The sequence below is a fragment of the Ruegeria sp. D7 genome, from assembly GCF_056534355.1.
In genome coordinates this window covers 120,147-142,065 of sequence record NZ_JBQFPG010000002.1, presented here as the reverse complement: position 1 = coordinate 142,065, position 21,919 = coordinate 120,147, and the positions used below count along the sequence as shown (strand labels likewise).

At 57.6% G+C, this 21,919-nt stretch carries 16 protein-coding genes and 1 tRNA gene; 9 read left to right on the top strand and 8 right to left on the bottom strand.

Annotated features, from left to right (window positions below):
• Positions 1-2: 2 nt before the first annotated feature.
• From ACRZ9U_RS03590 to ACRZ9U_RS03580, 3 genes are all read right to left on the bottom strand, one after another.
• Positions 3-1,892: an acyl-CoA synthetase gene (locus ACRZ9U_RS03590; protein WP_170401661.1), complete on the bottom strand. Its 1,890-nt coding sequence runs from the start codon at positions 1,890-1,892 to the stop codon at positions 3-5.
• 160 nt (positions 1,893-2,052) lie between these two features.
• Positions 2,053-3,873, bottom strand: coding sequence for an ABC transporter transmembrane domain-containing protein (locus tag ACRZ9U_RS03585; protein ID WP_170401664.1), 1,821 nt, complete (start codon positions 3,871-3,873; stop codon positions 2,053-2,055).
• A 143-nt stretch (positions 3,874-4,016) separates the two neighbouring features.
• Positions 4,017-4,090, bottom strand: a tRNA-Gly gene (locus ACRZ9U_RS03580).
• Between the two features lie 295 nt (positions 4,091-4,385).
• On the opposite strand from ACRZ9U_RS03580, the gene ACRZ9U_RS03575 reads away from it, so the two are divergent.
• Both ACRZ9U_RS03575 and ACRZ9U_RS03570 read left to right on the top strand, forming a co-directional pair.
• Positions 4,386-6,029, top strand: coding sequence for a tetratricopeptide repeat protein (locus ACRZ9U_RS03575; RefSeq protein WP_170402853.1), 1,644 nt, complete (start codon positions 4,386-4,388; stop codon positions 6,027-6,029).
• 177 nt (positions 6,030-6,206) lie between these two features.
• Positions 6,207-8,096, top strand: coding sequence for a PhoX family protein (locus ACRZ9U_RS03570; protein WP_170401666.1), 1,890 nt, complete (start codon positions 6,207-6,209; stop codon positions 8,094-8,096).
• Between the two features lie 61 nt (positions 8,097-8,157).
• On the opposite strand, the gene ACRZ9U_RS03565 is transcribed toward ACRZ9U_RS03570, so the two are convergent.
• Entirely contained in the window at positions 8,158-8,718 is a 561-nt protein-coding gene (locus tag ACRZ9U_RS03565; RefSeq protein WP_170401669.1) for a tetratricopeptide repeat protein, read from the bottom strand.
• Between the two features lie 40 nt (positions 8,719-8,758).
• Positions 8,759-9,235 (bottom strand): winged helix-turn-helix transcriptional regulator, encoded by a 477-nt coding sequence (locus ACRZ9U_RS03560; protein WP_170401672.1) that lies wholly within the window; start codon positions 9,233-9,235, stop codon positions 8,759-8,761.
• 103 nt (positions 9,236-9,338) lie between these two features.
• Here ACRZ9U_RS03560 and putA point away from each other — a divergent pair, with 103 nt between their 5' ends.
• Both putA and ACRZ9U_RS03550 read left to right on the top strand, forming a co-directional pair.
• Positions 9,339-12,737, top strand: a complete 3,399-nt coding sequence (gene putA / locus ACRZ9U_RS03555; protein WP_170401675.1) for a bifunctional proline dehydrogenase/L-glutamate gamma-semialdehyde dehydrogenase PutA — start codon at positions 9,339-9,341, stop codon at positions 12,735-12,737.
• A 42-nt stretch (positions 12,738-12,779) separates the two neighbouring features.
• Positions 12,780-13,523 (top strand): rhomboid family intramembrane serine protease, encoded by a 744-nt coding sequence (locus tag ACRZ9U_RS03550; protein ID WP_170392282.1) that lies wholly within the window; start codon positions 12,780-12,782, stop codon positions 13,521-13,523.
• Positions 13,524-13,530: 7 nt separating this feature from the next.
• On the opposite strand, the gene ACRZ9U_RS03545 is transcribed toward ACRZ9U_RS03550, so the two are convergent.
• The gene (locus ACRZ9U_RS03545) at positions 13,531-14,352 is read right to left on the bottom strand and encodes an IclR family transcriptional regulator (RefSeq protein ID WP_170401678.1); all 822 of its coding nucleotides are present in this window, start codon (positions 14,350-14,352) and stop codon (positions 13,531-13,533) included.
• A gap of 203 nt (positions 14,353-14,555) precedes the next feature.
• Here ACRZ9U_RS03545 and bhcA point away from each other — a divergent pair, with 203 nt between their 5' ends.
• From bhcA to bhcD, 4 genes are all read left to right on the top strand, one after another.
• Positions 14,556-15,746: an L-aspartate--glyoxylate aminotransferase BhcA gene (gene bhcA / locus ACRZ9U_RS03540; protein ID WP_170401681.1), complete on the top strand. Its 1,191-nt coding sequence runs from the start codon at positions 14,556-14,558 to the stop codon at positions 15,744-15,746.
• 11 nt (positions 15,747-15,757) lie between these two features.
• Positions 15,758-16,729, top strand: coding sequence for a beta-hydroxyaspartate dehydratase BhcB (gene bhcB / locus ACRZ9U_RS03535; protein ID WP_170401684.1), 972 nt, complete (start codon positions 15,758-15,760; stop codon positions 16,727-16,729).
• A gap of 11 nt (positions 16,730-16,740) precedes the next feature.
• Entirely contained in the window at positions 16,741-17,904 is a 1,164-nt protein-coding gene (gene bhcC / locus ACRZ9U_RS03530; RefSeq protein WP_170401688.1) for a 3-hydroxy-D-aspartate aldolase BhcC, read from the top strand.
• Between the two features lie 72 nt (positions 17,905-17,976).
• A complete protein-coding gene (gene bhcD, locus ACRZ9U_RS03525; RefSeq protein ID WP_480901303.1) occupies positions 17,977-18,942 on the top strand; it encodes an iminosuccinate reductase BhcD in 966 nt (321 codons plus the stop codon).
• Between the two features lie 59 nt (positions 18,943-19,001).
• Here bhcD and ACRZ9U_RS03520 read toward each other — a convergent pair whose 3' ends face one another.
• Positions 19,002-19,787: an inositol monophosphatase family protein gene (locus ACRZ9U_RS03520; protein WP_170401694.1), complete on the bottom strand. Its 786-nt coding sequence runs from the start codon at positions 19,785-19,787 to the stop codon at positions 19,002-19,004.
• A 95-nt stretch (positions 19,788-19,882) separates the two neighbouring features.
• The gene (locus tag ACRZ9U_RS03515) at positions 19,883-20,788 is read right to left on the bottom strand and encodes a LysR family transcriptional regulator (protein WP_170564044.1); all 906 of its coding nucleotides are present in this window, start codon (positions 20,786-20,788) and stop codon (positions 19,883-19,885) included.
• A gap of 94 nt (positions 20,789-20,882) precedes the next feature.
• Here ACRZ9U_RS03515 and metF point away from each other — a divergent pair, with 94 nt between their 5' ends.
• Entirely contained in the window at positions 20,883-21,749 is an 867-nt protein-coding gene (metF, locus tag ACRZ9U_RS03510) for a methylenetetrahydrofolate reductase [NAD(P)H] (RefSeq protein WP_170401700.1), read from the top strand.
• The last annotated feature ends 170 nt before the right edge of the window (positions 21,750-21,919 follow it).

Here is a 21,919-nt window from a genome sequence, read left to right as displayed (position 1 = left end):
AATTATTCAGACCACTCCCATGGCCGGGTAAACGAACCCAGCACTTTTGAGACATCGTCTTCGGAAGACCCATTCGCGTCAAGCTGTGCGACAAGACCTCGCTTCTTGTCGTCGATTACCGAAACGACCCGCGCTTCAATGCCTGCGGCGTCCAAAGCACCGTTGTAGATACGAGTGATGGCTTGCTTGCGCAGTTCGGGTTTGAACACCTTGCCAACGGCGGTCTTCGGCAACTCGTCCAGAATGGTCATATGCTTGGGCTGTGCTGCACGTTCGTGGACGTGAACCTTGCAATAGTCCATCAGCTCCTGTTCAGTGACCGAGGCCCCCTCGACCAGTTCAACAAAGGCGCAAGGCACCTCACCCGAATGCGCATCGGGCTGACCGATGGCCCCTGCAAAGGCGACGGCATCATGGCCCAGCAAGGCCTCTTCGATTTCTGCAGGATCGATATTGTGTCCGCCGCGAATGATCAGGTCCTTCGCGCGACCGGTGATCCACAGATAGCCGTCCTCATCAAACCGTCCCAGATCGCCCGTGCGCAGGTATTTATCGAAATGATAGAGGTCCGTATTCTTGTCGGTCTCGGTATAAGTATTTCCCGCGTATACGCCGGGGTTCGAGATGCAAATTTCACCGATCTGATCTACGCCGCACTCGGTTGGTCCATCCGGCCCGTCCTGCAGGATTTTGACGTCCGTATAGGGGAACGGGATGCCGATCGAGCCGATCTTCTTTTCCCCATCCACGGGGTTGCATGACACCAGACAAGTGGCCTCGGTCAGGCCGTAGCCCTCGACGATAGTAACGCCAGTCGCTTCTTCAAACCGACGGAACAGTTCGACCGGCAACGGAGCTGATCCCGAAAATGCTGTTTTAACGCTGGATATATCCGCATCCACAGGTCGCTGCATTTTGGCTGAAATCGCCGTCGGCACTGTGATGATGAACGAAACCTTCCAGCGTTCGATCAGTTTCCAGAAATTGTCGAATACGCCATCACCGCGATACCCGGCAGGCGTCGGGAATACCACATGTGCACCAGACGACACCGCCGCCATCACGATGACATGCACCGCAAAGACATGGAACATCGGCAGTGGGCACATGATGACGTCGTTCTCGTCAAACAGCAGTGTATTGCCCAACCAGCCATTGTAGATAAGGCCCGAGTATTTGTGCTGCGCCACTTTCGGCATGCCCGTGGTGCCGCCCGTGTGGAAATAGCACGCCACGCGATCTTCCTGGCTGTCCTCAAAGTTCAGCGTCTTAGGCTGCTTGTTCAGCTCATCAATGAAGTTCTTGTAGTCCGCATGGGCCAACTTTTCCTTGTCGCCCATCTTTGGACGCAGGAATGGTACAAGCCAGGATTTTGGCGGCGTCAGATAGCGGTTCAGGTCGATCTCAAGGATCGTGTTGACGCCCGGAGCGTGTCGTACTGCCTCTTCAACCTTTTGGGCTACATCGGTTTTGGGGAAGGACTTCAGCGTGACCACGACCTTGGCCTTGGTCTCACGCAGGATCGCCGCGATCTGCTCCGGCTCCAGCAATGGGTTGATCGGGTTCACGATCCCGGCCACCGCACCGCCCATCATGGTGACCAGCGTCTCGTTACAGTTGGGCAGCACATAAGCCACCACATCGTTTTCTCCGATGCCAAGGGAACGGAACAGATTGGCCGCTTGGTTGACCTTGCCCAGCAGTTCGGACCATGTCAGCGTCTCAGCCTTGTCACTCGGTCCAGACAACAACTGAAAGCTGATCGCTTTGTGGTTCGGGAACTTGCCCGCCGTCCGCGACAACAGCTGGTGGAAAGTGACGGGTACGTCCCGGTCCTCCCACGTCATCTCCTGCTCGATGCGTGCCTTGTCTTCCAATCCCACAAAGGCCATGTGGCTCCTCCCCTGATCTGTCTCCCGTGTCGCGCACAGGCTTGTTTGTCACCTCCAAGATGGAAGCAAAACACACCATGCGCAAGCAAGGGCTTAGCGATCAGGTCCGGGAATATGTAGAATGACGCTACGGCGAAACGAGATGTGCCGGAGCGTCACTTTATTCTGCAGCCACCCCGTCGGTGAACTGCAGACGTGCGAGGCGGGCATACAAACCGTCCTGCGCCACCAGATCGTTATGGGTACCCTGCGCCACAATGCGCCCGGCTTCCAGCACGACAATCCGGTCTGCCTTCTTAACGGTCGCCAGGCGGTGCGCCACGATCAGAGTGGTGCGCCCTGCCCTCATGTTATCGACCGCACCCTGCACCGCACGTTCGCTTTCTGCGTCCAAAGCCGAGGTCGCCTCGTCCAGCAGCAGCACCGGTGCGTCGCGCAGGATGGCACGTGCGATGGCGATACGTTGCTTCTGACCACCCGACAGCATTACGCCCCGTTCGCCCACAAAGCTGTCATACCCTTCGGGCAAAGCCGAGATGAATTCATGCGCGGCGGCGGCTCGGGCGGCGAACTCGACTTCGGCATCCGAGGCGTCCAGACGGCCAAAGCGGATATTCTCGCGCGCCGAAGCGGCAAAGATAACGGGGTCTTGCGGGACCAGCGCGATGTGCTGACGGAAGTCGTCACGGTTCAACTCGCGCAGGTCGAGCCCATCAAGACTGACCTGTCCCGCATCGGGATCATAGAACCGCTGAATCATCTGGATGACTGTTGTCTTGCCCGCACCAGACGGGCCAACAAAGGCCACTGTCTCCCCAGGTTTAATCTGCAGTGACAAATGATCCAGCGCGACAACGTCCGGGCGCGCGGGATAGTGGAATGTCACATCGTCGAAACGTATCTCTCCGCGTACGGGCACAGGCAATGCCTTGGCCTGCGACGGATCGTTGACTGTATCTTCAGCGTTCAGAAGCTCGACCAAACGCTCGGTCGCACCTGCAGCGCGCTGCAACTCGCTCCAGATTTCGGACAACGCCGCGACTGAACCCGCCATGATGATCGAATAGATCACAAACTGGATCAGCACACCCTCGGTCATGATCCCGTTACGCACATCATTCGCACCCATCCACAGCACGCCAACGATGCCCGAGAAGACGAGAAAGATCACAATGACGGTCAGAATCGCACGGGTCTGGATCCGACGCAGAGAAACTTCGTACGAAGTTTCTGTCATCTCTCCAAACTGCGTCTTGCTGGCGTCCTCATGAGTAAAAGCCTGCACGGTTTGCACCGCACCCAACGCCTCGCCGGCATTTCCAGAGGACGCCGCAATCCAGTCCTGATTTTCCCGGCTGATCACCCTTAGCCTGCGGCCCAGTACCAATATTGGCACAACCACCAGCGGAATCAGCAGCAACACCATCCCCGTCAGCTTAGCCGATGTCAGCAGCATCAGCACCAGTCCACCGACGAACATCAGAAGGTTGCGGAGCGCGATGGACACAGACGACCCCAGCACCGATTGGATCAGCGTTGTGTCGGTGGTGATCCGGCTCAGAACTTCGCCGGTCATGATGCGCTCGTAAAACTCGGGGCTCATCCCGATCACGCGGTCAAAAACCGCCTTTCGGATATCGGCCACCACACGTTCACCCAACCGGGTCACCAAAGCATAGCGAATACCCGTACCCACGGCGAGAATCCCGGCTATACCGAGGGCGGCCAGAAAGTACCATTCAAGCAAATCACCATCTTCGATGCGGAAATTGTCGACCACACGCCGCACAGCCAAGGGCAATGTCAGCGTCATGCTGGCCGTCAGGATCAACGCCAGTGTCGCGCCGATCATCAGCAGTCGATAGGGCTTCATAAACGGCCACAATGACCGCAGCACGCCTATTTTCTTTGACCGCGCACGCTCTTCCTGTGCACGCGGAGCCGAATTGTTCGCTGGACTGGCGGCGCTGGTTCTTGCCATGTCTGGCCCTTGTATTTTGGTCGATCGCCCTGATCAGGCATCATTCCCAGCTTCTTGGCGTCAGAGGCGTTTGGGGTCAAGCTGAAGACAAAGTTTTGCAACCCGATAAGGGCTAAATGACGCAACTTGTGTGAGGGATCAACTGGAGCGGGCGGCGGGAATCGAACCCGCGTCATTAGCTTGGAAGGCTAAGGTCTTACCACTACACAACGCCCGCTCAGCGAGCCCACCACCTATTTCATACGAAATTTGACGTCAAGAGGATGTTTCAATCAAATGCGCCTCGCACTGTGATTTGAAAGGTCCATTTTGCCAGGATCGACACGTGCGAACAGCCGGGTGCTTTTCGGCGAGTATTCTTAACTGATCAGGCGGGCTGGATCATTGCAAACGCTCAAAAGAGCATTTTCCGCGCTCCGCGACGCCATTCACGAAAATGTGCTATAGTTCGAAAATCCGTCGTCCGGCGCTGTTTGCCCGTCCTCGGCGGAATTTTAGCGGGGGATTGAATGATGACCGAATTTGACCTCGGCACGTATCGCCGTGCTGTTACCACTTCATCAAGCGAAGCTCAGAAACTGTTCGATCAGGGGCTCATCTGGTTGTTCGGGTATAACCACGAGGCCGCTGCCGCCTGTTTCGAACAGGCCATTACTCATGACCCGAAATGCGGTATGGCCCATTGGGGCATCGCCTATGCGATTGGTCCAAATTACAACAAACCATGGGAGTTCTTCGAGCCCGATGAAAAAGTTGCAACCCTTGATCGGTCGCGTCAGGCAATCGAAGCGGCGATGGCATTGCGCGCATCCTCTACCCCGGTCGAGGCGGCGCTGATCGAAGCGATCTCACAACATATCCCGTCGGACCCCGAGATCGAAGATTACGCCCCGTGGAACGACGCGTTCGCCGATTCGATGCGCGCGGTTTATTCCGATCATCCGGACGACCTGGATGTCTCATCTGTGTTTGCCGAATCCTTGATGAACCGAACGCCCTGGCAGCTATGGGATCTCAAGAAGGGCGTGCCCGCCGAAGGGGCATCCACCACCGAGGCACAAGCCGTTCTGGAAAGGGCCTTTGAAACGCTTCCCGGTGCCTGGGATCATCCCGGCCTGCTGCATATGTATATCCACTTGATGGAGATGTCGCCCACTCCGGAAAATGCGCTGCGACACGGGGATCGGCTGGTCGATCTGGTGCCCGACAGCGGGCATCTAGTTCACATGGCGACGCATATCGACGTGTTGTGCGGCGACTATCAGAATGTGGTCTGGCGCAATCACCGAGCCGCAGCGGTCGACAAGAAATATGAAGCCATGGCCGGGGGTGAGAACTTCTATACCGTCTATCGCGTCCACAACGTACATTTTGAAGCCTATGGGGCCATGTTCCTTGGGCAACCCGAATTGGCCCTGGCTGCGTCCGAGGAATTGATGCGATTATTGCCGGACAATGTGATCCGTTACTTCCCGGATTTGTTCGAATCCTTCTATGGCAAAAAGGTCCATGTCATGGTTCGCTTCGGCATGTGGCAGGAAATTCTGGATGAACCCATGCCCGGCGACGCGGAGTTATACAGCTATACCACCGCCGCAATTCATCAGGCGCGCGCTGTGGCTCTGGCCAATTTGGGTCGTATGGACGACGCAACGCACGCACGCGAAGTGGCCGTTCAGGCCAGGAAAGCCGTCCCGGAAAGTCGACTGGTATTCAATAACACCGCCGAGGATGTTTTGATGATCGGCGAGGCGATGATGGATGGAGAGATCGCGTTCAAATCCGGTGACCGCGAAGGCGGGCTTGATCATCTGCGCCGCTCGGTCGAGTTGGATGACAATCTGGTTTATGACGAGCCTTGGGGATGGATGCAGCCAACAAGGCACGCTTTGGGTGCCTTGTTGATGGAAGACGGTCAATTCGATGAGGCCGAGGCAGTCTATCGGGCCGATCTGGGTCTGGACGACACGCTCGCCCGTGCTTGCCAGCATCCCGGCAATATCTGGAGCCTTCATGGCCTGCATGAATGCCTGATCCGTCGCGGTGAAACGACCGAGGCCCGTCATATCAAGCTGCAACTGGACAAAGCTGCTGCACGGGCCACGGTACCTATCCATGCCTCATGTTATTGCCGCAGCAAGGCAAAGGCGGCTTAGGCTTCTGGTCGTTAGGCGATAGATTCGCCTAAACATTGATCAGCGCCGCAGGTAGATCGGCGTCAATCTGCACGCGGCGCAGATCAAAAGAAGCTTTGCTCAGACTGTCAATTTCCTGTCATGTGATCGCTCTAAACCCACGGTGCGATTCTTAGTTCAGACAGCCAGGAGCTATCCATGACAGACGTCGACCTTACCACCCTTTCCGCCGACGATTGGGATGAGTTGCACTTCCCCCGCCCGGATGAACACGACTTCGACCGCGTGGTTGAAAGCGCTATCTCGCGACGGGGTTTCCTGTCAGGAGTTGTGGCTTTTGGATCGGGCGCTGCGGCGATGGGCGCTGGTTTGTTGGGCTCAACTTCAGCACAGGCGGTCGATGCACAACGCTTTGCCTTCACGCCGATTCCTGCCCAGACCGATGGGACAGTCCACGTGCCGGAAGGTTATGAGTGGAAGATGCTGATGCGCTGGGGCGATCCGCTGTTTTCCGAGGCCGTTGGCTATGACTTGACCGATGGCGGTTCGGTCGAAAACTCGGACAAGGTTTTTGGCGAGAATACGGATGGGATGGAGACATTCTCGTTCCGGGGTCACGAGCTGATTGCGATCAACCACGAGTACCCGAACCGCAAGATCAACCTGCCTGCCGCGCAAGAAGGTGTTCCGACCAGTGCCGATGACGTTTTGAAATTGCAGAACATCCAGGGCGTGACAGTAATGGAGATCAAGGAAGGCCCTGCGGGCTGGGCGGTCGTTAAGGACAGCCCCTTCAACCGCCGGATCCACCATAACACTCCGATGAAGATCGTCGGCCCCGCCGCTGGTCATGACCTACTGAAGACCGAGGCCGATCCGACAGGAACCGCGTCGCTGGGCACCATGAACAACTGTGGTTCCGGCAAGACACCGTGGGGCACCTACCTGACCTGCGAAGAAAATTTCAACGGCTACTTTGGTTCCTCTGACGAGAATGCCAGCTACGATCAGAAGGTCGCGGACGGCATGAAACGCTATGGCATCAAAGCCGAAAGCTGGAATGGCTACGAACTGTTTGACCCCCGCTTCGACACCTCGAAAAACCCCAATGAGCCGCACCGCGCAGGCTGGATCGTTGAAATCGACCCGACCAAACCCGACAGCACTCCGGTCAAGCACACCGGCCTTGGTCGCTTCAAGCATGAAAATGCTGAGGTCGCGCTGGCTGCGGACGGTCGTGTCGTGGTCTATATGGGCGACGATGAACGTGGCGAGTATCTTTACAGGTTCGTCTCGAACGCGGCCTATGCGCCCGGTGTCGACACTCAGGGCTTGTTGAATGACGGCACGCTATATGTCGCCAAGTTCAATGACGACATGAGTGGCGAATGGCTGCCGCTGACGCCGGAAACAACCGGCATGGACGCGGCCGAAATTCTGATCTTTACCCGTATGGCCGCATCGGCTGCGGGCGGCACCACAATGGACCGCCCGGAATGGGTGGCCTCAAGCCCTGTTGCGGTCGAGGCATATTGCTGCCTGACCAACAACAAGAACCGTGGAGTTAAGCCAAATGCTGGGGGTGATGACACTGCAGTCAACGGCCCTAACCCGCGCGAGGCCAACAAATACGGCCAGATCGTGCGCTGGCGTCCAGCGGATGAAGATCACGCGGCCACTGGCTTTGATTGGGATCTCTATGTCATGGCCGGAAACCCAACTGTTCATTCGGATAACCGTGGCGGATCGGCAAATGTGAACGAAGGCAACCTGTTCAACTCACCCGACGGCATGGCCATCGATTCGACCGGTCTGGTCTGGATTCAGACAGACGGGAATGATGACAACGAGGAAGAATTCGCAGGAAACGGCAATAACCAGATGCTAGTTGGCGATCCCGTGACCGGGGAGATTGTGCGCTTCATGACCGGCCCGAATGGCTGTGAAGTCACCGGTCTGGCCTGGTCGACCGACCTGCGCACCATGTTTGTTGGCATCCAGCATCCGGGCAGCAATTGGCCCGATGGCGGTACGCCGCGTTCGTCGGTGATTGCGATCAAACGCACCGACAACGGGCTGGTCGGCTAATCAAGCCCTTGCATCAAAAGCGCCCCTGAACTTCGGTTCCGGGCCGCTTTTTCGTCTCAATTCAAATATCCTCACCCGGTGGATCAAGCAGCCCGCCCGGCGCAAGCAAGGCACGTTCTGAAAGCCACGGGTTCAGTTCGAGTGCATGGTTCAGCGCCGTTCGCGCTTCGTCCAGCCGCTTGAGACCCAACAGCGATAATGCCCGCCCGCTAAGCGCCGCTACATGGTTCGGGGACAGCTCAATGGCACGATCCAGATCGATCAGGGCCGCACCGTAATCCTGCTGCAAATAGTTGACGAATGCCCGCTGATTGTACCCCTCGGCATAATCCGGGCAATAAGCGACCAGAGCGTCAAACTCGGCCAGCGCACCGGTCAAATCCCAAGACTCGCGCAGAGACATCCCGCGATCCAACAGGGTTTGAGATCGGGCGTCCGGCGCATCGGTCCAGAGTTGCCACATCCGTCCCGAAATGCCCCGCGCCTCGCGCTCAGACGACGCGGTTTGGGCTTGCGCAATCAGGGCGTCGACGCCAGAAATATGATCCGGCGCAACCGGGCAATCTGCAGAAGCCTGAGCGGCAGAACCAGCGAGTATGGCAACGATAAGTACGTTTTTCATCCTCTCTAACCTGATCCATCAGGCGTTTAGGTCAACTGCTTTATAGCGGAGCCAGCAACCCGGTTTCTTTCACCGCCTCCATCGCAACGAAGGTGGAGGTGTTGGCAACATGCGGCAGGGATGAGATTTTCTCGGCTAGCACCGTGCGGTATTCTGTCATCGATCGGGTCCGGATTTTAAGCAGATAGTCAAAGTTGGACGCGATCATATGAGCCTGTTCAATCTCAGCAACTCTGCGCACCGCTGCATTGAACTCGGCCAGTGCTTTTTCACGAGTATCTGTGAGACGCACCTCGACAAAGGCCACATGGTCAAGGCCCAGACGGATCGGGTCCAACATGGCGCGATAGCCTGTGATGATCCCGTCAGCCTCAAGCCGCTTGAGCCGCGCCTGTGTCGGCGATTTTGACAAGCCGATCCTGCGCGCAAGGTCCGTCACTGAGATGCGGCCATCTTCAGCTAATGCCGTAAGGATCGCACGGTCAAAGCGATCAAGGCTGGACAAGTCGTTTTGCATAATCAGGCTCCTATATTTCAGTCAATTCGACCAGAATTCGAGGAAATTCGGTCCATTCTCCTGACTATAGGCGGTTATATTAGGCAAAAGCCCCGGAGTACACATGTCACACAGCCTACGCACCAAAATCGACACTCAGACTTATGCCGACCAGTCCACTGTACTGGACGCGCTGATCTCTCAGGCCAAGCTGTCAGAGGCCGACCGAACGGCCATTTGTGAGGCTGCAGCACAGCTGGTGCGCGACATCCGCTCAAGCACGTCGCCTGGCATGATGGAAGTGTTTCTGGCTGAATACGGCCTGTCCACAGATGAAGGCGTTGCGCTTATGTGTTTGGCCGAGGCGCTGTTGCGTGTACCAGATGCGGATACCATTGACGCACTGATCGAAGACAAGATCGCCCCGTCAGACTGGGGAAAACACCTGGGACAATCATCCTCGTCACTGGTGAACGCGTCGACATGGGCGTTGATGCTAACAGGCCGGGTCCTGGACGAAGACAAATCCTCGCCCGTCGGCGCGCTGCGAGGGGCCATCAAGCGGCTGGGTGAACCAGTGATCCGCACCGCCGTTGGTCGTGCGATGAAAGAAATGGGGCGTCAGTTCGTTTTGGGCGAAACCATTCAATCCGCCATGAAGCGCGCCAAAGGAATGGAAGATAAGGGCTATACCTACTCGTACGACATGCTGGGCGAGGCGGCACGTACCGAGGCCGATGCTGCCCGCTATCACCTGTCTTACTCGCGCGCGATCGCCGCTATTGCCGAGGCCTGCACCCATAAAGACATTCGCGAAAATCCGGGCATCTCGGTCAAGCTGTCGGCCCTGCACCCCCGTTATGAGCTGGCACAGGAACAACGGGTGATGGACGAACTGGTGCCCCGGCTGCGCGCGCTGGCTTTGCTGGCCAAGGCAGCGGGCATGGGGCTGAACGTTGACGCGGAAGAGGCCGATCGCCTGTCGCTCTCGCTGCAGGTGATCGAAGAAGTTATGGCAGAGCCTGCACTGGCCGGTTGGGACGGGTTCGGCATCGTCGTGCAAGCCTACGGCCCACGCGCCGGGTTGGTGCTGGATACGCTCTACGAGATGGCCCAGCGGCACGACCGCAAGCTGATGGTGCGGCTGGTAAAGGGCGCTTATTGGGATACCGAGATCAAGCGCGCGCAAGTCGAGGGCGTCGATGGTTTTCCGGTCTTCACCGATAAGGCGGCGACGGATGTGTCCTATATCGCCAACGCCCGCAAACTGCTGGGAATGACCGACCGTATCTATCCGCAATTTGCCACGCATAACGCCCATACGGTCAGCGCCATCCTACATATGGCGGACGGCCAGCCATTCGAATTCCAGCGCCTGCACGGGATGGGTGAGACCCTGCATCAGATCGTGCGCAACAAGCGGACCTCGCGCTGCCGTATCTATGCTCCGGTCGGCGCGCATCGGGATCTGTTGGCCTATCTGGTACGTCGCCTTCTGGAAAACGGGGCAAATTCCTCGTTCGTCAATCAGATCGTTGATGAGGAAGTCGCCCCAGAAACCGTTGCCGCAGATCCGTTCGTGGCCGTTCAAACACCTGGCAAACCGCTGCCAACCGGGCCTGAGTTGTTCGCACCGGAACGCCCAAACTCGAAAGGCTTTGATCTGCACCATACGCCGACGCTGGACCAGATTGACATCGCACGCGACGCCTTCCGCGCCCATCATTGGTACGCCCGCCCCTTATTGTCGGATGATGCACAGCCTTTGGCAGACACTCCCGTGATCAATCCTGCGCAACCGCAGGATCGCCCCGGTTCGGTTGCTGCGGCCAGCCCCGAAGACGTGGAACTGGCGTTGGCCAGCGCTTGCCCATGGCAGGCCTCAGCCGAGAAGCGCGCTGACATTCTAAATAAAGCAGCCGATCTCTACGAAGCGCATTTTGGAGAGCTGTTTGCCCTGCTCGCCCGCGAAGCCGGAAAATCTGTGCCCGATGCAGTTGCCGAGCTGCGCGAAGCGGTTGATTTCCTGCGCTACTACGCCGCCAATATTCCTGCCGCCAAACCCGCCGGAATATTCACCTGCATCAGCCCGTGGAACTTCCCTCTGGCGATCTTCACCGGGCAGATATCGGCTGCGTTGGCCACTGGCAATGCCGTGCTGGCGGCACCTGCCCCGCAAACGCCACTGATCGCCCATCGCGCAGTTCAGCTGATGCACGAAGCAGGTGTTCCACGCGATGCGCTGCAACTGCTTCCGGGTGGGCCGAAAGTGGGCGCGGCGTTGACGTCGGATGAACGCGTCTCGGGCGTGGCCTTTACCGGCTCGACCGCGACCGCGTTGAAAATCCGATCCGCCATGGCACAGCATATGCGTCCGGGCACGCCATTGATCGCCGAGACCGGCGGCCTGAACGCGATGATCGTAGACAGCACCGCGTTGCCGGAACAAGCCGTGCAGTCGATTATCGAAAGCGCGTTCCAATCGGCAGGCCAGCGGTGCTCGGCCCTGCGCTGCCTCTATCTGCAAGAGGACATTGCCGAGGACGTTCTGACCATGTTGCAAGGGGCGATGGACGCTTTGCATGTGGGCGATCCTTGGCTGATTTCAACTGATTGCGGCCCGGTCATCGACGCGCAAGCCCGGCAAATCATCGCGGACCACGTGGCCCAGGCCCGTTCAGAAGGACGGGTACTGAAGGAGATGACAACGCCTCCTGAGGGTACATTTATCGCACCGACCCTGATCGAGATACCTGGCATCTCGGCGCTGGAGCGCGAGGTGTTCGGTCCGGTTCTGCACGTCGCCCGGTTCAAGGCGCAAGATATCGACGAGGTCATTGCGGATATCAATGCCACGGGGTACGGCCTGACTTTCGGCCTGCACACGCGGATCGACGACCGGGTGCAGCATGTGACCGAGGCGATCCATGCCGGTAATATCTACGTCAACCGCAACCAGATCGGCGCAATCGTCGGCTCGCAACCCTTCGGTGGCGAAGGTCTGTCCGGCACCGGCCCCAAGGCGGGCGGTCCGAACTATATGGCACGGTTCTGCGCGCCTGATCGGCAGAATGCTTCGGGACGCTGGGACAGTTCGGCTGAACCAGGTGCGCCCGAAGGGCAACCTGCAACGCCCAGCACCCAATCGCTGCCTGGCCCCACCGGTGAATCGAACCGCCTGACCGAATATTCCCGCTCCCCGCTTTTGTGCATGGGTCCGGGGGACGAGGCCGCCAAGGCTCAGGCGGATGCGGTCAAAGCGTTGGGCGGCACAGCGATCCGTATGACGGGCATGCTGGATCTGCACCGGCTTGAAAACCTGACCGGTTTCTCGGGTGTTCTGTGGTGGGGCGACGACGACACTGCCCGCCAGATCGAGCAGCATTTGGCCCGGCGCGATGGCCCGATCATTCCGCTGATCCCCGGGCAGCCCGACCGTGCGCGGGTGCTGGGGGAACGCCATGTCTGTGTCGACACCACCGCCGCCGGAGGCAACGCCGCCCTTCTGGGAGGTGCGGCATAACCGGACCTTGACGCTGGGCGGCGAAAAGCCCAGCGTCGCGCCATGTTTCCGATCCGAGACCATAACCCTTCGGGGCGTACTCCGTTTGTTGTTTATGCCCTTATGGCTGCGAACATACTGATCTTCCTCAGCTATGTGGGTGTCATGGAGAATGCACGGCTGATCAATCAGCTTTATATTGACTACGCGGTCATTCCTGCCCGGATAACTGACGGCTATGGGTTCGAGACACTCGTGACGTCAATGTTCCTGCATGGGGGCTGGATGCATCTGGCGGGAAACATGCTGTTTCTGTGGATATTCGGCGATAACCTCGAAGACGAAATGGGGCATGTGCTGTTTCTCGTGTTCTATCTGCTGGCGGGAATCGGAGCGGGGCTGATTCACGTCATTTCGGCACCGGATTCGGTGGTGCCAACAATTGGCGCGTCTGGAGCGATCGCTGGTGTCATGGGCGGCTATCTTCTGCTTTTCCCAAAAGCGCGCGTGGATATCTTGTTGATTCTGATCGTCTATATCCGGATCTTTACCATCCCGGCCTTTATCATGCTGGGTGTCTGGCTGGGCCTGCAATTCCTTGGCAGCCTCTCCAGCAATCCCGATGAAGGAGGCGTCGCCTATTGGGCGCATACCGGAGGGTTCTTTGTTGGGCTGATCCTGTGCATCCCCCTATGGCTCAGGCGCGGAGGGACTGGGTTCTGGAACCGCACCCACGGCCATCCACCGCATCCGGAACACAAGTACAAACTCTCGCAATCGCGCATCCCCAGAGTGCCGCGCAAATAATCAAGCGTCAGCTCTTGGGTAGCCTACCGCCGCTCAGGTGGGTGATCTCTTGCGCCGCGCGCATGACCAGATCGCCCAACTCGGGCGCGCGTTCTCGGCTGAACCTTACGGTGGGTCCGGATACCGAGATACCGGCGCAAGGCTCAGCCCTGTCATTGAAGATGGCCGCACCAATGCAAGACATACCTTCATACCGTTCTTCGTGATCGTAAGACCAACCTCGGGTACGAGTTTCAGCCAGATCTGCATACAGGCCCGAAGCGGGCAACTGCGTATTTTCAGTGAAAGCAACCGGATCAATCCGGCCCAGAACTTTGCCTAAACTCTCTTCGCTCAACGCAGCGAGAATAGCCTTTCCTGTACCGGACGCATACATGGGCGTCCGCGCACCGGGTGGAAAGAAGGCCCGGATGGGGTTCTGAGTTTCGACCTGCCCGACAAAGACCACCTCTGCTCCATCGGGTACGGCCAGATTTGCGGTCTCACCGCTGTCTTGCATCAGACGCCGCAGGATCGGCCTGCCGATTTCCAGAACGCTGTTGCGCCGCAGAAAAGACGCACCGGTCCGATAGGCTTCGATTCCGACCAGCCATTCCTGCCGTTCCTCATCAAAGGATACGAACCCATGTTTTTGCAGTGTCACCAGAATGCGATGCGTGGTGGCTGTCGGAACATCAACCTCGCGGGCAAGATCGCTTAGCGCGACGCGCTCTAGCCGGGCAACAGTGGTCAGTACGCCCAGCGCCCGATCCAATGATTGCATGGTCCCGGCCGAACTTTCTTTAAACAGCGATTTGGGTCTGCCGCGCGGCCGCTTTTGCGTTTCCATTTCTCACCTGGCTTTCGGACTTTCCCCCGAAAACCCGCACCAATTTTTCTGGTCCGGAATTCTCCGAGATCATTTTGATAAACTGAATTCCTATCCGTTTCAGCACCTTATCAATTTAACGGATAAAATGAAAATATTTTTCAAGAAAATTGCAACACACAACCGTTCAAGCGACACTTGGGTCCAAAGCAGAGGATTGAGTTATGTCGCATCAAAACCCGGTCTTTATCCCAGGCCCAACCAATATTCCTGATCGTTTGCGCCTTGCCATGCAGGTTCAGACGCAAGACCACCGCGCCCCGGACTTCGTTGAAACCTTCGCCCCGGTACTGGAGGATACAAAACAGGTCTTTGGAACCACCGAAGGCCAGATCGTCACTTTTCCAGCCAGCGGAACGGGCGGTTGGGAGGCAGCTATTACAAATACGCTCAGCCCCGGTGACAAGGTTCTTGTCGCCCGCTACGGCGTCTTCAGCCATCGCTGGATCGATCTGTGCGAAAGACACGGGGTGGACGTTCAGATTGTTGAATGCCCATGGGGAGCAGGCGCGCCAGCCGACAGGTTCGAGGCCATCCTGTCCGCGGATAAAACGCATGAAATCAAGGCCGTATTGGTGACGCATAACGAAACCGCGACAGGTGTGCGTTCCGATATCAGCGCTGTGCGCAATGCGATGGATGCGGCACATCACCCGGCCATGATGTTTGTGGATTGCGTGAGCTCTCTGGCCTCAATGCCGTTCGAGTTTGACCGGTGGGGCGTGGATATTGCGGTCTCGGGGTCGCAAAAGGGGTTCATGCTGGCCACCGGCATGGCAATCCTATGCGTTAGCCCCAAGGCACTGGCGTCGATAGAGACCGCGCAACTGCCACGCACCTTCTTTGATTTCCGTGATATGATGTCGGCAAATGCGTCTGGCGGCTTTCCCTATACTCCGCCGCTGCAGCTGATCTACGGCATGCGCGAAAGCCTTAAGATGTTGTTCGAGGAAGGGTTGGACAATGTGTATGCCCGCCACACTCGCCTTGCCGAAGGTGTGCGCCACGCGACTGCGGCCTGGGGCCTGAAGTTGGTCGCACAATCTCCTGACCTCTACTCGGATACCGTCAGCGCCATTTTTGTGCCCGAAGGTTTCGACAGCAACGAACTGACTGACCATGCCTTCAACACCTATGGGGTATCCTTCGGCATTGGTCTGGGTGAGTTGAATGGCAAAGCGTTCCGTATTGGCCACTTGGGCAGCCTGACCGATGTTATGGTCCTGTCGGGGCTGGCCACGGTCGAGATGGCCATGGCCGATCTGAACTACCCGGTGAAGCTTGGCAGCGGGGTCGCTGCGGCGCAGGAATTCTATCGCGCCAGCTCAACCAGCCACGCAAAAGCCGCAGCTTAGGGAGGGCAGTCATGTTGGATCAAATCCCCGTCGCCGAACTGACCTATGCTGACGTGCAGGCTGCGCACGAAAGGATCAGGCCGCACATCCGGCGCACACCGGTAATGACCTCGGACTATCTGAATGAATTGACCGGCGCACAGCTGTTCTTCAAATGCGAGAACTTTCAGGAAGCAGGTGCATTCAAAGTGCGCGGTGCCAGTAATGCGGTCTTCGGCCTAAGCGATGAAATGGCGACCAAGGGTGTTTGCACCCACTCAAGCGGGAACCACGCCCTGTCGCTGTCATATGCGGCTGGTCGCCGGGGCATTCCATGCAATGTGGTGATGCCGCGAACCGCGCCGCAGGCCAAGAAAGACGCGGTACGACGCTTTGGTGGTACGATCACTGAATGTGAGCCATCCACCTCTTCCCGCGAGGCAACGTTTGCCGAGGTGCAGGCCCGAACAGGCGGAGAGTTCGTGCACCCGTACAACGACCCTCGTGTTATCACTGGTCAGGCCACATGTTCGGCTGAATTGCTTGAGCAGACCGATGGCCTGGATGCAGTTATCGCGCCAATCGGTGGCGGCGGCATGGTATCAGGCACCTGTCTGACGGTCTCGAACCTGGCACCAGGAACCGCGATCTATGCGGCTGAGCCTGAGCAGGCGGACGATGCGTACCGTTCCTTCAAAGCGGGTCATATCATTGCGGACGATGCCCCCAAAACGGTGGCGGACGGGCTGTTGGTCCCGCTCAAGGAAAACACATGGCACTTTGTGTCGAACAATGTGACCAACATCTTCACCGCGTCCGAGCAAGAGATCATCGACGCAATGAAACTCACCTGGAAATACTTGCGCGTGGTGATGGAGCCGTCTTCGGCCGTTCCTCTGGCCACCATTCTTAAGAACCCCGACACCTTCCGGGGCAAGCGCGTCGGCGTCATCATCACCGGCGGCAACGTGGATCTGGACAAGCTGCCCTGGCTGAAAGGGTAAGGAGAAACAGGATGAACAAACCGATGAACAGTGATCAATTCGAAGTTGGCTATGACATCCCTGCCGCGATTGGCATGGATGAATCCGAAATCCAGACGCCTTGCCTGATCCTTGATCTGGACGCGCTGGAGCGCAACATCAAGAAGATGGGCGACTATGCCAAGGCGCATGGGATGCGGCACCGGGTGCATGGCAAGATGCACAAATCCGTGGACGTCGCGAAATTGCAAGAACAACTGGGCGGCGCGGTCGGCGTCTGCTGCCAAAAAGTGTCCGAGGCCGAGGTTTTTGCGCGCGGCGGCATCAAAGACATTCTGGTCTCGAACCAGGTGCGGGACCCGGCCAAGATCGACCGACTGGCGCGCCTGCCTAAGCTTGGTGCACGCACAATCGTTTGCGTCGACGATGTGGACAACGTCGCTGACCTGTCTGCTGCTGCCGCTAAGCATGGCACTGAATTGGAGGTTTTTGTCGAGATCGACTGCGGCGCGGGCCGCTGTGGTGTCACCACGACCCCCGCCGTGATCGAAATCGCCAAGGCGGTTGAGGCCGCCCCTAACCTAAAATTTACCGGCATTCAGGCCTATCAAGGCGCGATGCAGCATCTGGATACGTATGAGGCACGCAAAGAAAAACTGGATACCGCAATCGCCATGGTCAAGGATGCCGTCGACGGATTGAAGGCTGAAGGGATCGACTGCGAGCTGGTTTCGGGAGGCGGTACGGGGTCTTATTACTTCGAAAGCAACTCGGGCGTTTATAACGAGCTGCAGTGCGGCTCTTATGCCTTCATGGATGCTGATTACGGTCGAATTCTGGACAAGGACGGTCAACGGATCGATCAGTGTGAATGGGAAAACGCCTTGTTCATTCTGACCAGCGTGATGAGCCACGCCAAAGCGGACAAGGCAATCTGCGATGCGGGCCTGAAGGCGCAATCCGTCGATAGCGGCCTGCCCTTCATCTTTGGGCGGGACGATGTGGAATACCTGAAGTGCTCGGACGAACACGGGGTGATTGGCGATCCGGATGGGGTGCTGAAGGTCAACGACAAGCTGCGGCTGGTGCCCGGCCACTGTGACCCGACCTGCAACGTTCATGACTGGTACGTCGGTGTGCGCGGCGGCAAGGTTGAAGCCCTTTGGCCGGTCTCTGCCCGTGGCAAGGCCTTTTGAATTACAGATGAATGCAGGGGCGGACGTTTAGCACCGCCCTTTCTAATGCCATCAAAAAGAAAGACAAACGCGATGATCATCGTTCCTGAAAAGGAAATCGGCGCTCTGTTAGGCCGACAGGAAAGCTATACTGCGGTTGAGCAGGTGTTTGCCGCGATGGCGGCTGGGGATGCCTACAACTTCCCGGTCGTGCGCGAGGCCATAGGTCATGCGGATGCGCTCTATGGGTTCAAGGGCGGGTTTGATCGCGCGGGCATGAACCTTGGCCTGAAAGCAGGCGGGTATTGGCCAAACAATCTGCAAACGCACGGGCTGATCAATCACCAATCCACCGTGTTTTTGTTTGATCCAGATACGGGTCGCGTTCGGGCCATCGTTGGGGGCAACCTGCTGACCGCGCTGCGCACCGCTGCAGCCTCTTCGGTTTCGATCAACCATTTGGCACGCAAAGATGCCAAGGTGATCGGAATGGTTGGCGCCGGGCATCAGGCGACATTCCAATTGCGCGCGGCATTGGAACAGCGAAACTTTGAGAAAGTCATAGGCTGGAACTTGCATCCAGAAATGCTGCCAAATCTCGAAAAGGTCGCGGCTGAAGCGGGGCTGCCTTTTGAGGCTGTGGATCTGCCCGTCATGGTGCAGGCGGATGTGATTATCACCATCACCTCCTCCTTCGCGCCAACACTGATGTCCGAGCACGTCTCCGACGGCACACACATCGCATGTATGGGCACCGATACCGTCGGTAAGCAAGAGGTCGACACAGACCTGATCGCGCGCGCAAGCGTCTTTACCGACGAAGTCGCGCAGGCCGTGACCTTGGGTGAAAGCCAGCATGCCGTGGCTGCCGAAATGAAAGCCGAAGGCGATATCCGGCAGATCGGAGAGGTCATTAACGGGACCCATCCCGGGCGTGTGTCCGAGGCTGAGGTGACCGTGTTCGACGGTACTGGCGTGGGGCTGCAAGATCTTGCGGTTGCCAGCGCGGCAGTTGATCTGGCGGTCCAGCAAGGGATCGCGATCGAGGTCGACTTCTAAACCAAAACGCGCGCCCGGACCGGACGCGCGTACCATGATCAAAAGACCGGGGTTGAGTATCAGCCCCGAATTACCTTTGCGAAATTGTCAAAGATCGGTTCATTGGCGCAGATCACTTCGCCATCCTCAAGCACGCTGCCTTCGGGGTTCAGCGCCTGAACAAAGCCGCCCGCCTCTTTCACGATGATGATGCCTGCGGCCAGATCCCAGGCGTTTAGGCGACGCTCCCAAAAGCCTTCGTAACGACCGGCGGCCACATAGGCCATGTCCAGCGCGGCAGCACCCCAGCGACGAACACCTGCACAGGTAGGCATCAGACGGGCGAGGTCCTGCAAGGTCGCAGGCAGGTCCGAACGGCCACCGAATGGCAGACCTGTCGCGAAGATCGACTCGATCATGCGATGGCGGCCCGACACACGGATGCGCATGTCGTTCATCCACGCACCTTCGCCTTTTTCGGCAAAGAACATCTCATCCTTGGCAGGGTCATAGATCACACCCGAAACGATCTTGCCCTTATGTTCCAACGCGATTGAAACGGCCCAGTGCGGCAGCCCGTGCAGGAAGTTGGTGGTCCCATCCAGTGGGTCGACGATCCAGCGACGAGTCGGGTCTTCACCGCCAATCGCGCCGCCCTCTTCGGCCAGCCAACCATAGGTCGGACGGGCACCCAGCAATTCCTCTTTCAGGATGGCTTCGGCCGCGATATCGGCCTTCGACACAAAGTCGCCCGCACCTTTCATCGACACCTGCAGGTTCTCGACTTCACGAAAATCCTTGACCAGAGAACGCCCCGCCTTGCGCGCGGCCTTGATCATGATGTTGAGATTTGCACTGCCAACCATTTTCCATAGGCTCCTGTCCGGTCAAGCCGCGCGTATACTGGGGCAACGCGCCCTTGCCAAGAGGAATGATGCGCATGGCTGATCTGCGTCCGGTGTTATTGAGTCTGAAGCTTACGCGCCTCGGTCCGCGCCAGTTTCACCAACTCTTGCACAAAGGGTTTTTCAAGGTCTTCGCTGCGGACCGCAGCATATAACCTGCGGGTAATCCCATCTTTGGTAAGCGGGCGCGTGACGTAGTCCGAGCTATACTTTACCTCGCGCACCACCCAGTCCGGAAGAACGGATATGCCCCTATTCGAAGCCACCAACAACAAGATCACAGCGGTCAGTTCAACCTGTCGGATGGTGGCAGGCTCGACCCGGGCCGGGATCAGCAACTGACTGAAAACATCTAAACGGGTTCGTTCGACCGGGTAGGTAATCAGTGTCTGACCTCGGAAATCTTCAGCTTCGATATAGGGCTTTTCAGCCAATGGATGCGAAGACGCCGCGACAAATACGGCCTGGTAGTCAAAGAGTTCGACAAATTCGACACCCGGCAGATCTTCGGGGTCAGAGGACACCACCAGATCAACCTCTTCCTTCTGCAAGGCGGGCAACGCGTCGAATGCAAGGCCCGGGCGGATATCCACATCAACGTCTGACCAGGATTTACGGAAAGCTTCAAGCACCGGAAACAGCCACTCGAAACAAGCGTGACATTCGATCGCAATGTGCATCCGACCGGTGCGACCGTCGCGCAGCGATGAAAACTCATCCTGCATCGCCTCGACCTGAGGCAGAATTTGTTCAGCGAGACGCAGCAGCCGCAAACCAGCTGCCGACAACTTCATCGGCTTGGATCGACGTAAAAACAGCTCGACCCCGGCCTGATCTTCCAACCCCTTGATCTGGTGACTTAGTGCGGATTGCGTGATGTTTAGCTGATCAGCTGCACGCGCAAGCCCACCGCATTCGTGGATGGCTTTGATCGTCCGTAAGTGGCGAAATTCGATATGCATTACTCACGCAACTCATGTTGTTGTTGAACAATATGAGTTTGTCTCACAATGCATCTGATGGCACAAGGGCATAAATGACAGCTACGAGGCCACCATGACCAAGCCTGAGATTTCATTCGAGTTCTTCCCGCCGCAGACTCTGGAGGCCTCGTTTCGCCTTTGGGATACGGTTCAGACCTTGGCGCCGCTGAACCCACGGTTTGTATCGGTGACCTATGGTGCTGGTGGTACAACACGTGAGTTGACGCGTGATGCAGTTGCAACCTTGCACAAATCCTCGGGGCTGCCTGTTGCTGCGCATCTGACCTGTGTCGATGCCTCGCGTCAGGAGACGCTTGAGATCGCAGACACATTCGCGCGCGCAGGCGTTCAGGATATCGTTGCCCTGCGTGGCGACCCCCCTAAAGGTCAAGACCGGTTCGCCCCCCACCCTGATGGTTTCACCAACTCGGTAGAACTGATTTCTGCACTGGCCGAGACCGAGATGTTCAGCATCCGTGTCGGCGCCTATCCGGACAAACATCCAGAAGCACGCAATGCCCGCGCTGATGTGGATTGGTTAAAGGCCAAGCTGGATGCGGGCGCGGACGAGGCGTTGACCCAATTCTTCTTCGAGGCTGAAACCTTCTTCCGGTTTCGCGATGCCTGCGAAAAAGCGGGGATCGACAAGCCTATCGTACCGGGCATTCTTCCCATCGAGAACTGGAAGGGTGCGCGTAACTTTGCAAAACGCTGTGGCGCCCACATTCCCGACTGGATCGAGAACGCATTTGACAAAGCAATCCGGGACGATCGCGAAGATCTTCTTGCGACGGCGCTATGCACCGAACTCTGCTCGGACCTGATAGAAGGCGGCGTGGACAAACTGCATTTCTATACGCTCAACCGACCTGAGCTTACTCGGGATGTTTGCTTTGCCCTGGGCATTACACCCCAGACCGAATTGCAGAACGTCGCCTGATCCCACAGTTTTTGCGTTTGCCCTGTATCGCCGGGCATGGCAGTCGTCTGCCATGCTCATTTGCGACAACCGCTGCGCAGGCGACAATCTCGATATGCACCCGTCAACTGTTGCCCTACCTCAGTCTAATTCCTGAAAAAATTTGACAAAAATGTGATCAATGGCAATCT

Coding starts and splice junctions, on each gene's coding strand:
- putA (WP_170401675.1), top strand. CDS start 9,339: ATGTCACACAGCCTACGCACCAAAATCGACACTCAGACTTATGCCGAC.
- ACRZ9U_RS03575 (WP_170402853.1), top strand. CDS start 4,386: ATGACCGAATTTGACCTCGGCACGTATCGCCGTGCTGTTACCACTTCA.
- bhcC (WP_170401688.1), top strand. CDS start 16,741: ATGAACAAACCGATGAACAGTGATCAATTCGAAGTTGGCTATGACATC.
- ACRZ9U_RS03545 (WP_170401678.1), bottom strand. CDS start 14,352: ATGGAAACGCAAAAGCGGCCGCGCGGCAGACCCAAATCGCTGTTTAAA.
- ACRZ9U_RS03570 (WP_170401666.1), top strand. CDS start 6,207: ATGACAGACGTCGACCTTACCACCCTTTCCGCCGACGATTGGGATGAG.
- metF (WP_170401700.1), top strand. CDS start 20,883: ATGACCAAGCCTGAGATTTCATTCGAGTTCTTCCCGCCGCAGACTCTG.
- ACRZ9U_RS03520 (WP_170401694.1), bottom strand. CDS start 19,787: ATGGTTGGCAGTGCAAATCTCAACATCATGATCAAGGCCGCGCGCAAG.
- ACRZ9U_RS03565 (WP_170401669.1), bottom strand. CDS start 8,718: ATGAAAAACGTACTTATCGTTGCCATACTCGCTGGTTCTGCCGCTCAG.
- bhcD (WP_480901303.1), top strand. CDS start 17,977: ATGATCATCGTTCCTGAAAAGGAAATCGGCGCTCTGTTAGGCCGACAG.
- bhcB (WP_170401684.1), top strand. CDS start 15,758: ATGTTGGATCAAATCCCCGTCGCCGAACTGACCTATGCTGACGTGCAG.
- ACRZ9U_RS03590 (WP_170401661.1), bottom strand. CDS start 1,892: ATGGCCTTTGTGGGATTGGAAGACAAGGCACGCATCGAGCAGGAGATG.
- ACRZ9U_RS03550 (WP_170392282.1), top strand. CDS start 12,780: ATGTTTCCGATCCGAGACCATAACCCTTCGGGGCGTACTCCGTTTGTT.
- ACRZ9U_RS03560 (WP_170401672.1), bottom strand. CDS start 9,235: ATGCAAAACGACTTGTCCAGCCTTGATCGCTTTGACCGTGCGATCCTT.
- bhcA (WP_170401681.1), top strand. CDS start 14,556: ATGTCGCATCAAAACCCGGTCTTTATCCCAGGCCCAACCAATATTCCT.
- ACRZ9U_RS03585 (WP_170401664.1), bottom strand. CDS start 3,873: ATGGCAAGAACCAGCGCCGCCAGTCCAGCGAACAATTCGGCTCCGCGT.
- ACRZ9U_RS03515 (WP_170564044.1), bottom strand. CDS start 20,788: ATGCATATCGAATTTCGCCACTTACGGACGATCAAAGCCATCCACGAA.